General features: G+C 66.4%; 11 protein-coding genes. 7 read left to right on the top strand and 4 right to left on the bottom strand.

Annotation, left to right across the window (positions count from 1 at the left end; all coding sequences use genetic code 11):
• Positions 1-65: 65 nt before the first annotated feature.
• On the bottom strand, positions 66-914 hold the full coding sequence (locus tag QXK92_RS09730) for an aldo/keto reductase (RefSeq protein ID WP_306241447.1): 849 nt from the start codon (positions 912-914) through the stop codon (positions 66-68).
• 196 nt (positions 915-1,110) lie between these two features.
• On the opposite strand from QXK92_RS09730, the gene QXK92_RS09725 reads away from it, so the two are divergent.
• The 6 genes from QXK92_RS09725 (at position 1,111) to coaD (ending at position 8,143) form a co-directional block, all read left to right on the top strand.
• Positions 1,111-2,229: an alpha/beta hydrolase gene (locus tag QXK92_RS09725; protein WP_306241446.1), complete on the top strand. Its 1,119-nt coding sequence runs from the start codon at positions 1,111-1,113 to the stop codon at positions 2,227-2,229.
• 73 nt (positions 2,230-2,302) lie between these two features.
• The gene (locus tag QXK92_RS09720; RefSeq protein WP_306241445.1) at positions 2,303-3,058 is read left to right on the top strand and encodes a DsbA family protein; all 756 of its coding nucleotides are present in this window, start codon (positions 2,303-2,305) and stop codon (positions 3,056-3,058) included.
• A gap of 4 nt (positions 3,059-3,062) precedes the next feature.
• Positions 3,063-3,686 (top strand): vitamin K epoxide reductase family protein, encoded by a 624-nt coding sequence (locus tag QXK92_RS09715; protein WP_306241444.1) that lies wholly within the window; start codon positions 3,063-3,065, stop codon positions 3,684-3,686.
• A 13-nt stretch (positions 3,687-3,699) separates the two neighbouring features.
• On the top strand, positions 3,700-7,083 hold the full coding sequence (locus QXK92_RS09710) for a pyruvate carboxylase (RefSeq protein WP_306241443.1): 3,384 nt from the start codon (positions 3,700-3,702) through the stop codon (positions 7,081-7,083).
• Positions 7,080-7,646, top strand: a complete 567-nt coding sequence (gene rsmD, locus QXK92_RS09705) for a 16S rRNA (guanine(966)-N(2))-methyltransferase RsmD (protein ID WP_306244309.1) — start codon at positions 7,080-7,082, stop codon at positions 7,644-7,646. Before QXK92_RS09710 ends, rsmD begins: the two co-directional genes overlap by 4 nt.
• Positions 7,647-7,657: 11 nt before the next feature.
• Complete coding sequence (gene coaD / locus QXK92_RS09700) at positions 7,658-8,143, top strand: pantetheine-phosphate adenylyltransferase (RefSeq protein WP_306241441.1); 486 nt, start codon at positions 7,658-7,660, stop codon at positions 8,141-8,143.
• Here the strand turns inward: coaD and QXK92_RS09695 are convergent.
• Positions 8,140-9,099, bottom strand: coding sequence for a metallophosphoesterase (locus QXK92_RS09695; protein ID WP_306241440.1), 960 nt, complete (start codon positions 9,097-9,099; stop codon positions 8,140-8,142). The two genes, coaD and QXK92_RS09695, sit on opposite strands and share 4 nt — an antisense overlap.
• A gap of 26 nt (positions 9,100-9,125) precedes the next feature.
• On the bottom strand, positions 9,126-9,305 hold the full coding sequence (locus tag QXK92_RS09690; RefSeq protein WP_306241439.1) for a hypothetical protein: 180 nt from the start codon (positions 9,303-9,305) through the stop codon (positions 9,126-9,128).
• Positions 9,306-9,620: 315 nt separating this feature from the next.
• Between QXK92_RS09690 and QXK92_RS09685 the strand changes: the two genes are divergently transcribed.
• Positions 9,621-10,679 carry an NAD(P)-dependent oxidoreductase gene (locus QXK92_RS09685; RefSeq protein WP_306241438.1) on the top strand — a complete coding sequence of 353 codons (1,059 nt, stop codon included), beginning with the start codon at positions 9,621-9,623 and terminating at the stop codon, positions 10,677-10,679.
• On the opposite strand, the gene purU is transcribed toward QXK92_RS09685, so the two are convergent.
• Positions 10,676-11,548 carry a formyltetrahydrofolate deformylase gene (gene purU / locus QXK92_RS09680; protein ID WP_306241437.1) on the bottom strand — a complete coding sequence of 291 codons (873 nt, stop codon included), beginning with the start codon at positions 11,546-11,548 and terminating at the stop codon, positions 10,676-10,678. The two genes, QXK92_RS09685 and purU, sit on opposite strands and share 4 nt — an antisense overlap.
• Between the last annotated feature and the right edge of the window lie 52 nt (positions 11,549-11,600).

Below are 11,600 nucleotides of genomic sequence, written 5' to 3'. Positions count from 1 at the left end.
GCGACTGTGAAGCTCCCGGCGCGACACTCCGCGCCGTCGCCGAATTCACACTCGGCGCCAGTGCGTTACGTTCCGGCGTAGGTGTCCGGGTCCGGACGGAGGCGGGTGCCGTCGTTCAGACCGTTCAGTGCATTCATGTGCTCGGTGGCCAGCTCGAAATCGAACACGTCCAGGTTGCCGGCGATGTGCTCGGCATTGGCCGAGCGGAACACGACCGAGTTGCCCAATTGCACATTCCACCGCAGCAGCACCTGAGACGCCGTCTTGCCGTATTCGCCGGCGATCGAGGTGACGGTCGGGTTCTCCGCCAACTTGCCGAGCGCCAGCGGGGTGTAGGCCTGCGTGACGATCTGGTGCCCGGTGTTCGCCTTGCGCAGTTCCTCCTGGTTGAGCAGGGGGTGCAGCTCGATCTGGTTGACCGCCGGGGTGACGAACGTCAGGTCGATCGCCATTTCCAGATGCTCGGCGGTGAAGTTGGACACACCGATGGAGCGCGCATGTCCTTCCCCGCGGGACTGGATCAGCCCACCCCAGGAGTCGACGTACTTGCCCTGCGCCGGCGCCGGCCAGTGGATCAGGTAGAGGTCGACGTAGTCGAGACCCAGGCGTTCCAGGCTGGCATTGCAGGCTTGCTGCGCTGACGCGAAGCCGTGATCCTCGGTGGCCAGCTTGGTGGTGACGAAGAGCTCCGCGCGGGGGATGCCGGAGGCTGCGATCGCCCGGCCCACCGCGGCCTCGTTGCCGTAGGCAGCTGCGGTGTCGATGAGGCGGCAGCCAATCTCCAGCGCGGCCGACACCGCACGTTCGGTCTCGTCGTCCGAGAGGTCCGCGGTGCCGAGGCCGAGCACTGGAATCGTGTTCTCGTCGTTGAGGGTTATTGAGGGAATCGCCGCGGCGCCCGACTCGCCAGTCACGTAATTTCACCTACCTGTTTGAAGTGAATGCTCTCGGATCTCGGGACCACGATATTACTGAGCTATATAAGCCACCTAATCAACCCGCTGTGAGTGTCCGAAATCGCCAATATGGCCACGACGTACAGTTGGTCGCGGGGTGCGCCGAAATCGGTGAGTCGTCAAGTGTCACGAAAGTTCTTGTAGGGAGCGGTCCATGACCAAAAGCCTGCCTGGCACGCAGGACCTCCATCTCGGAGCAACGCGTGCACCGACCGGGTGGATGACGCGCGTCCAGAACACCGTCACCACCGCTGGCGTGAAAGTCATTCCGTGGATTCCGTCGGCCGCCAAACGGCTTTTGACGCGGGGCCGTTCGGTGATCATCGACGGCAACACGCTCGACCCCACGCTGCAGCTGATGCTGACGGGCCTGCGGGCCGCCGGTATGGACGGCCTGATCACCGACGACGATGCCGCCGCCTCCCGGGCCATGATGCGATTGAACATGGAGTCGATGCCCGGCCCGCAGATCCACGTCGAGGTGACCGAACTCTCGTTGCCCGGCAAGGCGGGCGAGATCCGCGCGCGTCACTACCGCCCGCCCACCGACGGGCCGGCACCGCTGCTGGTCTTCTATCACGGCGGCGGCTGGGTGATCGGCGACCTGGATACCCACGACGCGCTATGCCGGTTGACCTGCCGGGACGCCGCCACGCACGTGCTGTCCATCGACTACCGGCTGGCTCCGGAACATCCGGCGCCCGCGGCGGTGGAGGATGCCTATGCCGCCTTCCAGTGGGCCTGCGAACATGCCGAAGAACTCGGTGCGACCCCGGGGCGGGTCGCCGTCGGCGGAGACAGCGCGGGCGGCAACCTGGCGGCCGTGGTCAGTCAGATGGCCCGCGACAACGGGGGGCCCGCCCCGGTATTGCAGTGGCTGATCTACCCGCGTACCGACTTCAACGCGCGCACCCGGTCGCTGAGTCTGTTTGCCCGCGGCTTCCTGTTGACCAAGCGCGACATCGACTGGTTCACGGCGCAGTACCTCCGCAACACCGGTATCGACACCAAGGACCCGCAGGTGTCACCGGCGCTGGCCGAGTCGCTGTCCGGTCTGGCGCCGGCACTGATCGCGGTCGCCGGATTCGACCCGTTGCGCGACGAGGGGCAGGACTACGCCGCCGCGCTGCGGGCCGCCGGCACCGAGGTGGACCTGCGCTATCTGGGGTCGTTGACGCACGGGTTCGCCAATCTGTTTCCGCTGGGCGGCGGCAGTGCCGTCGGCACGGCGGAGCTGATTTCGGCGTTGCGGGCACACCTGAGCCGGTACTGACCGGTTGCACCAGTGGCGTCGGTAGTCTAGAGGCGCCCGACTGCGGGTGAAGTCAACGAAACGTGAGGATCTCGTGGCCGACAAACCCAAGCGCCCCGCCCGACTCGACCTGAAGTCCGGAGACGGCAAGTTCGGCAGGCTCATCCAGATCGGCGGGACGGCGATCGTGGTGATCTTCGCCGTCGTCCTGGTCTTCTACATCGTCACGTCCAACCACAAGAAGACCACCGCCAGCGGTGAAGGCGCGGTCCGCGTCACGTCGAGCAAGCTGGTGGCCGATAACGGGAAGCCGAAAGCCGTCGTCGCGTTCTACGAGGACTTCCTCTGTCCGGCCTGCGGCAACTTCGAGCGGGGCTTCGGACCCACCGTCTCCAAGCTGATCGACATCGGCGCCATCGCCGCCGACTACTCGATGGTGACCATCCTGGACAGCCCGCGCACCCAGAACTACTCGTCGCGGGCGGCCGCGGCGGCCTACTGCGTCGCCGACGAGTCCATCGAGGCGTTCCGCCGGTTCCATTCGGCGCTTTACAGCAAGGACATCCAGCCGTCGGAGACGGGCACCAAGTTCCCGGACAACGCGCGACTGATCGAGCTCGCCCGCGAAGCCGGCGCCGCGGGTCAGGTGCCGGACTGCATCAACAGCGGCAAGTACATCTCCAAGGTCACCGGCCTGGCGAGCGCGAGCAACATTCGCGCCACCCCGACCATCCGGATCAACGGCGAGGAGTACGACCCGTCGACTCCCGAAGCGCTGGTCACCAAGATCCGGGACATCGTCGGCAACATCCCCGGCATGGACGAGGCCTCGGCCGCGTCGAAGACGTAAAGACGTGTCCGTCGACGTAGCCGCCGAGGAATCCGGCGACCTGAAACCGGCGGGCGTGGGGGTGCCCGTACTGAGCGCATGGTGGGTACTGATCGGCGGTGTGATCGGCCTGCTCGCCTCGATCACCCTGACCGTGGAGAAGATCGAGATACTGCGTAACCCGTCCTACGTGCCGTCCTGCAACATCAACCCGATCATGTCGTGCGGCTCGGTGATGGTGACCTCGCAGGCGTCCCTGATGGGCTTCCCCAATCCGCTGGTCGGCATCGCGGGCTTCACCGTGGCGGTGGTCACCGGAGTGCTGGCGGTGGCCAAAGTGCCGCTGCCACGGTGGTATTGGGCCGGGATGGCGGTCGGCCTGCTGATCGGCGCCGGGTTCGTGCACTGGCTGATCTTCCAGAGCCTCTACCGGATCGGGGCACTGTGCCCGTACTGCATGGTGGTCTGGGCCGTCACCGTCACGATGCTGGTGGTGGTCGGGTCCATCCTGTTGCGTCCGGCACTCGAGGACCGTGCCGGCTGGCGGTTGCTGTTCGGCTGGCGGTGGTCGATCGTCACGTTCTGGTTCACCGCCGTTTTCCTCCTGATTCTGGTTCGCTTCTGGAACTATTGGTCGACGCTCATCTGAAAGGGGGTCAAGGGTGATCTCCAAAGTGCTGGTGGCCAATCGCGGCGAGATCGCGATCCGCGCGTTCCGCGCGGCCTACGAACTCGGTGTGGGTACCGTGGCGGTCTATTCCTACGAGGACCGCAACTCACTGCACCGGTTGAAGGCTGACGAGTCGTACCAGATCGGCGAAGTCGGTCACCCGGTGCGGGCGTATCTGTCCGTCGACGAGATCGTCGAGACCGCCCTCCGCTGCGGGGCGGACGCCGTCTATCCCGGTTACGGATTCCTCTCGGAGAACCCGGATCTGGCCGCCTCGTGTGCGGCGGCGGGCATCGCTTTCGTGGGTCCCGGCGCCGAAGTGCTTGAGCTGACCGGCAATAAGTCGCGGGCGATCGCGGCCGCCCGGGAAGTGGGACTGCCGGTGCTGGAGTCCTCGGCGCCGTCGTCGTCGGTGGACGAACTGGTTTCGGCGTCGCAGTCCATGCGATTCCCGTTGTTTGTCAAGGCCGTTGCCGGTGGCGGGGGGCGCGGCATGCGGCGGGTCACCGACAGCGCGGCGCTGCCCGAGGCGATCGAGGCGGCGAGCCGGGAAGCCGAGTCGGCGTTCGGCGACCCGACGGTGTACCTGGAACAAGCCGTGCTGCGGCCGCGCCACATCGAGGTGCAGATCCTGGCCGACACGCACGGCAACGTGATCCACCTCTACGAGCGCGACTGCAGCGTGCAGCGCCGTCACCAGAAGGTCATCGAACTGGCGCCGGCGCCGAACCTGTCGCCGGAACTGCGCGACAAGATCTGCGGTGACGCGGTCGCTTTCGCCCGCCACATCGGATACAGCTGTGCCGGAACGGTCGAGTTCCTGCTGGATGAGAGCGGCGACTACGTCTTCATCGAGATGAACCCCCGAATTCAGGTGGAGCACACCGTCACCGAGGAGATCACCGACGTCGACCTGGTTTCCAGCCAGCTGCGCATCGCTTCGGGGGAGACGCTCGAGGATCTGGGTCTGACGCAGGACGCCGTGCGGCCGCATGGTGCCGCGTTGCAGTGCCGCATCACCACCGAGGATCCGGCCAACGGTTTCCGGCCCGACACCGGGCGAATCAGCGCGCTGCGGACGCCGGGCGGCGCCGGCATCCGGCTGGACGGCAGCACGAACCTGGGCGCCGAGATCAGTGCGCACTTCGACTCCATGCTGGTCAAACTGACCTGCCGGGGCAGGGACTTCCAGACCGCGGTCAACCGGGCGCGCCGCGCGATGGCCGAGTTCCGGATCCGCGGGGTCTCGACGAATATCCCGTTTTTGCAAGCGGTTCTGGACGACCCGGACTTCCAGGCCGGACGCGTCACCACGTCGTTCATCGACGACCGGCCGCACCTGCTGACGGCCCGCACCTCGGCCGACCGCGGTACCAAGATCCTGAACTACCTGGCCGACGTCACCGTCAACAAGCCACACGGCACGCGGCCGTCGAAGGTCTACCCGCAGGACAAGTTGCCCGCAATCGACCGGGACACCCCGCCCCCGGCGGGATCCAAGCAACGGCTGCTCGAACTGGGTCCGGAAGGCTTTGCGCGCTGGCTGCGGGAGTCGCCGGCAGTCGGAGTGACCGACACGACGTTCCGCGACGCGCACCAGTCGCTGCTGGCGACCCGCGTACGCACCAGCGGATTGTTGATGGTGGCACCGCATCTCGCCCGGACCACACCCCAGCTGTTGTCGGTGGAGTGCTGGGGCGGAGCGACCTACGACGTGGCGCTGCGTTTTCTCAAGGAAGACCCGTGGGAGCGGCTGGCCGCTCTGCGCGAATCGATTCCCAACATCTGCCTGCAGATGCTGTTGCGGGGCCGGAACACCGTGGGTTACACGCCGTACCCGGAGATCGTCACGTCGGCGTTCATCGAGGAGGCGACGGCCACTGGTATCGACATCTTCCGGATCTTCGACGCGCTCAATAACCTCGACTCGATGCGCCCGGCCATCGACGCGGTGCGCGAAACCGGTTCTGCGATAGCGGAAGTCGCGATGTGTTACACCGGCGACCTGTCCGACCCGGGGGAGCGGCTGTACACCCTCGACTACTATCTGCGGCTGGCGGAGAGCATCGTGGAGGCCGGCGCGCACGTGCTGGCCATTAAGGACATGGCAGGTCTGTTACGGGCGCCCGCCGCCCACACGCTGGTCAGCGCGTTGCGCAGCCGGTTCGACCTGCCCGTACACGTGCACACCCACGACACCCCGGGTGGTCAGCTCGGCAGCTACGTGGCGGCCTGGCAGGCGGGGGCGGACGCGGTGGACGGGGCGGCGGCGCCGATGGCGGGCACCACCAGCCAGCCGTCGCTGAGTTCGATCGTGGCTGCCGCCGCGCACACCGAGTACGACACCGGCCTGTCGCTGTCGGCGGTGTGCGCGCTGGAGCCGTACTGGGAGGCGTTGCGAAAGGTGTACGCGCCCTTCGAGTCCGGGCTTCCCGGCCCGACGGGGCGGGTCTACCATCACGAGATTCCGGGCGGCCAGTTGTCCAACCTGCGCCAGCAGGCGATCGCGCTGGGGCTCGGTGACCGGTTCGAGGAGATCGAAGAGGCATACGCGGGAGCCGACCGGGTGCTGGGCCGGCTGATCAAGGTGACTCCGTCGTCGAAGGTGGTCGGCGACCTGGCGCTGGCGCTGGTGGGCTCGGGCCTCACCGCCGACGAATTCGCCTCGGAACCGGCTCGTTTCGACATTCCGGATTCGGTGCTGGGCTTCCTGCGTGGCGAGCTCGGGGATCCCGCCGGCGGGTGGCCGGAGCCGCTGCGCTCGAAGGCGCTGGCCGGTCGTGCGCCGGCCAAGCCTGCCCCGACGCTGTCCGCCGACGACGAGAATGCGCTGTCGGCACCGGGGCCGAAACGCCAAGCCACCTTGAACCGGCTGCTGTTCCCCGGTCCGACAAAGGAATTCGAGGAGCACCGGGATAACTACGGCGATACTTCGCAGTTGTCGGCCAACCAGTTCTTCTACGGCCTGCGCCAGGGCGAAGAGCACCGGGTGAAGCTGGAGCGCGGCGTGGAGCTGTTGATCGGGCTGGAGGCGATCTCCGAACCCGACGAGCGTGGCATGCGTACCGTCATGTGCATCATCAACGGCCAACTGCGGCCGGTGCTGGTGCGCGACCGCAGCATCGCCAGTGCCGTACCGACCGCCGAGAAAGCCGAGCGCGGCAACCCGAATCATGTCGCGGCACCGTTCGCCGGAGTCGTCACCGTGAGCGTCTCGGCCGGCGATGAGGTGGCTGCGGGACAGACCATCGCCACCATCGAGGCGATGAAGATGGAAGCTCCGATCACCGCACCCGGCGACGGCACCGTGGAGCGTGTCGCCGTGTCGAGTACCGCCCAGGTGGAAGGCGGGGACCTGCTGGTGGTGCTGCGCTGACGCGCATTATCGGTGGGACAGCCGGGGGCAGAAGGCTGACGGTGCCGCCGCGGGGGACCAGGCCGACTACCGACCGGGTGCGCGAGTCGCTGTTCAACATCCTGACGGTGCGGCTGGACTTCGCCGGCCTGGCGGTGCTCGATCTGTATGCGGGATCGGGCGCTCTCGGGCTGGAGGCTCTATCGCGAGGGGCGGCGTCCGCGTTGTTCGTCGAGGCCGACCAGCGCACCGCGGCCGTTCTGGACCGCAACATCGCCGCCGTGGGTCTGCCCGGCGCCGTGGTGCGCCGGGGCACCGTCGCCTCGGTGCTGGCGGCGGGGGCGCCGACGCCGGTTGACCTGGTGCTCGCCGACCCGCCCTACGACACCGAAACCGCGGACCTGAACGTCATTCTGGGTGCGTTGGGCGCGCACGGCTGGGTGCGCGACGGAACCGTGGCGGTGGTGGAGCGCGGTGTCGGAAGTGCGCCGCTGACCTGGCCCGACGGCTGGGAGGTGTGGCCGGAGCGGGTTTACGGCGACACTCGTCTGGAGCTGGCCGAAGTGATCAACGACGCCGTGTAGCGTCGTCTCCTATGGCAGGCGCGGTATGTCCGGGGTCCTTCGACCCGGTGACGTTGGGCCACATCGACGTTTTCGAACGCGCCGCGGCCCAGTTCGACGAGGTGGTGGTCGCGATTCTGGTCAACCCGGCCAAGAAGGGCATGTTCGACCTCGATGAGCGGATCGCGATGATCGAGGAATCGACGACACACCTGCCTAATCTGCGGGTGGAATCCGGTCAGGGCCTGGTGGTCGACTTCGTCCGGTCCCAGGGCATGAACGCGATCGTGAAAGGTCTCAGGACAGGCACGGACTTTGAATACGAGCTGCAGATGGCGCAGATGAACAAACATGTCGCCGGGGTTGACACGTTTTTCGTCGCGACCGCTCCGCGATACTCGTTCGTGTCGTCATCGCTGGCCAAAGAAGTCGCGATGCTCGGCGGTGATGTGACCGAGCTGTTGCCCGAGCCCGTCAACCGCCGCCTGCGTGAGCACCTGGCGCGGCGCAGCGGTTAGCCGCCCAGCTGCCAATAGTTCTCGGCCTGGATGGTGCTCTCACCGGACCAGCGGTAGGCGGTCAGCTTGCCGCCTTTCGCCGCGCTGAAGTCCACGCAGGCGCAGTGTGCGGTCCAGTCGCGGGTATGTTGCGGGGCGCCGTTGCGCCAGTAGTGGCCGTAGAACACCGGCACCGTCTGGGTGTAGGTGTAGGAACGCTCGCGCGGCGAGACCTCAATGTCGGGCAGTGGGGGATACGGGGTGCCGTCCGGGGCCGTGAATGTCTCTGCTATCTCGGCCATTTGGCGCAGCGTGGTGGCATTGCCGTCCCACCAGCGGATTCTGGCGGCCCCACGCAGGTGGCCGTCCTTGTCTTTGAAGTGCGGGAGTTTCCTGGCCGTCAGGCTGATCTCGGGTCCTTTCAGGAGCACTTCGACGGCTTCGTAGAGCTGGTGGCCTTTTGTGGAGGCATCGACGATCTGGTCGGCAGCGGTGAAACCAGACGAACCGAGTTGTTGCTCAAGACTTTTAATCGATTCTGCGTGCCAGCAGGCGTGCACCACCCGCAGATCGCCAAGGTCGAGCCACAGTGGCAAGGTCGCGAACCACGCCACGTAATGAGCCCGTTGGTCGTCGGTGAGCTGATCCAGGAACTGCCGGTGCTGCCGGTTGTTCTTGTCGCTGTGCTCGCGCAGATGGCGCCCGCTGCCGGCGGGATGTTCGGTCGCATACCCGATCGCGTTGAATTCGTGGTTGCCCATGACGATTTGGGCGCTGCCGGCGTCGACCATGCCTTTGACGAGCTCGAGGACTTGCAGTTGCTCACTGCCGCGGTCAACCAGATCGCCGACGAAGATCGCTTGCCGCTCGGGATGGCGGAGCGTGCCGCTCCGGTGCTGATAGCCGAGTTCGGCCAGCAGCGTCTCCAGAGCGGCAGCGCAGCCGTGGATGTCGCCGATGATGTCGTAACCCTGCACGACCCGATCTTTGCATCCCGGGACGTCTAGCTGGGGTCGTAGCAGGTGTAGAACGTCTGCGTGGCGTAGTCGTAGCAGGTGTAGGTGCCGTACTCGGGCTGGTGGCTCGGAGCGGCGCCGGCCGTCGCGGTCCCGAGCGCCGCCAGGCCGATGGCCGAGGCCAGCAGCGACATGCCGGCAAGCGCGCGGATACGGGTGGTGTTCATGTGTTGCCTCACTTCGCTTTGATCAGGCGGCGGGATTGCCGTTGCAGCAAGACTGAGGCCGGGTGCTTGGCGGAATCTTCTGAAAGTCTTGGTGCGGAGGGTAACCCGCAGGACATCGCGACGTGCCGGTCCGTGGTCGGCGGGTTCGTCGCAGCGGCGGCATGGTCGAGCGGTACGCGATCCGCGACCGGTTGATCGGGGCGCTCGCCTTGTACTGCAAAGAAACCCGGGACTGCTCGAGGTATAGCGCTGTGGCTCCTGCTTGAGTTACGGTCCTGCGCAGAACAACGTTGTTCGGCGGGATCGAGGACTGCCATGTCGGGAACCGTAATGATCACCGGTGCTTTCGGTCTTGTCGGGACTGAGACCGTCAGACGGTTTGCGGCCGACGGGTGGCGGGTGATCGCCACGGCGCATCACAAGACCTATGACACGTTGCCGCCGCGCGTGGAGACCCGGCGGGTTGACCTGATTGATTCCGCTCAGGTGAGCTCGCTGGTCGCGGAGTCGACGCCGGACGTGATCGTCCACCTTGCCGCGGTGATCCCGCCGCTGGTGTACCGCGACGCCGGATTCGCCCGCAGGCTGAACGTCGGTGCCACCGCTTCGTTGGTGCGCGCCGCACAGGATCAGCCGAACCCGCCGCGGTTTCTGCATGCGTCCAGCACTGCGATCTACGGCTCGCGCAATCCCCATCGCCATCCCGAGTTGATCACCGTCGACACGCCGCTTCGGCCCTGCGAGCTCTACGGAGGACACAAACTCGAAGCCGAAGAATGTGTGCGGTCCTCCGGGCTGGACTGGGTGGTCTTGCGGCTCGGCGGCGTGCTGAGCATCGATCCGAGGGCGATGCCTGTCACGCGCGACATCATGTACTTCAGCAGTGCGCTGCCCTCGGACGGCCGGGTGCATTCCGTCGATACCCGCGATGTGGCAGCGGCATTCGCGGCGGCCGCGGGTAACGACGTCGCCGGTGAGATCTTTCTGATCGGCGGCGACGAGTCGCACCTGTTACGGCAGGGCGAGATCGCCTCGGCGATGGCGGCCGCTCAGGGCATGCCTGGTCTGATGCCACAGGGCCGCCCCGGCGACCCCAATAATGACGACGGCTGGTATCCCAACGCGGACTGGATGGATGTGGCGCCGGCGCAGCAGGCGTTGCAATTCCAGCACCATTCGTGGCCGGAGATGCTGGCCGAGATGCGCGCGCAGACCGGGTGGAAGCGCTACCCGCGACGAGTCGTCGTCCCGTTGGCCCGCGGGTTCATCAAACGTCAAGGGGCGTATCGGAAATCGCCGGGGCAGTACGCCGATGCATGGGCCGCCCTCGGTGCACGGTTCGGCAGCACGGCGATGGACGTCGCAACAGCCTAGAAGACGATGGTCTGGTTGCCGTGCACGATGACGCGGTCCTGGCAGTGCCACAACACCGCCCGCGACAGCACGGCGCGCTCGACATCGGCGCCGACCCGCACCAGATCTTCGACGGTGTCGGTGTGGCTGACTCGCACCACGTCCTGTTCGATGATCGGACCCTCGTCGAGGACTTCGGTGACGTAATGCGCCGTGGCGCCGACGAGTTTGACACCGCGCTCCCGGGCCCGCTTGTAGGGCGCCGCACCGATGAAGGCGGGCAGGAACGAGTGGTGGATGTTGATCAGCGGGCAGCCGACGGCAGCCAGGAACTCCGGCGTCAGAATCTGCATATAGCGGGCAAGGACCACTAAATCGACGTTGCCGCTGAGTAATTGGAGCTGGCGCTGTTCGGCCTCGGCGCGCGTGTCACGGGTGGCGGGGATGTGAACAAATGGGACGCCGAAGGGACGTACCTGCTCTGCCAGGTCGGGGTGGTTGGCGATCACCATGGCGATGGACATCTGAAGCTCACCACGTCGGTTGCGCCACAACAGGTCCAGCAGGCAGTGGTCATCCTTGGATGCCATGATGGCCACCCGCTTGGGTCTGGCGGCTTCGGTGAACCGGTAGTCGATGCCGAACTTCTCGGCGACAGAATCGCCGAACTCGCGCCCCAGTCCGTCGATTGCCGCGGTCAGACCCGGCAGGTGAAAGATCGCCCGCTGCAGGAAAGTTCCGCCTTCGGGTGCCGTGGAATGCTGGTCCAGCGAGATGATGTTGGCACCGGCCTGAGTGAGGAAGGTGCTCACTGCGGCGATGATGCCCGGGCGGTCGTGGCAGCGCAGCAACAACCGTCCGATGTTGGCGGGCTCGTTCGGTGTTGACACCTGGGTCCCTTTCGCCGTGAATTTCCGCAGGCCCACGATACCGCCGCGGTCG

The sequence above is a fragment of the Mycobacterium sp. TY815 genome (genome assembly GCF_030755135.1).
In the GTDB taxonomy this organism is placed as follows: Bacteria; Actinomycetota; Actinomycetes; order Mycobacteriales; family Mycobacteriaceae; genus Mycobacterium.
This window is presented reverse-complemented; position numbering and strand designations above follow the sequence as displayed.

Bases quoted from the DNA above. Each gene is read 5' to 3' on its own strand.
- QXK92_RS09725 (WP_306241446.1), top strand. From the start codon at position 1,111: ATGACCAAAAGCCTGCCTGGCACGCAGGACCTCCATCTCGGAGCAACG.
- coaD (WP_306241441.1), top strand. From the start codon at position 7,658: ATGGCAGGCGCGGTATGTCCGGGGTCCTTCGACCCGGTGACGTTGGGC.
- QXK92_RS09690 (WP_306241439.1), bottom strand. From the start codon at position 9,305: ATGAACACCACCCGTATCCGCGCGCTTGCCGGCATGTCGCTGCTGGCC.
- QXK92_RS09685 (WP_306241438.1), top strand. From the start codon at position 9,621: ATGTCGGGAACCGTAATGATCACCGGTGCTTTCGGTCTTGTCGGGACT.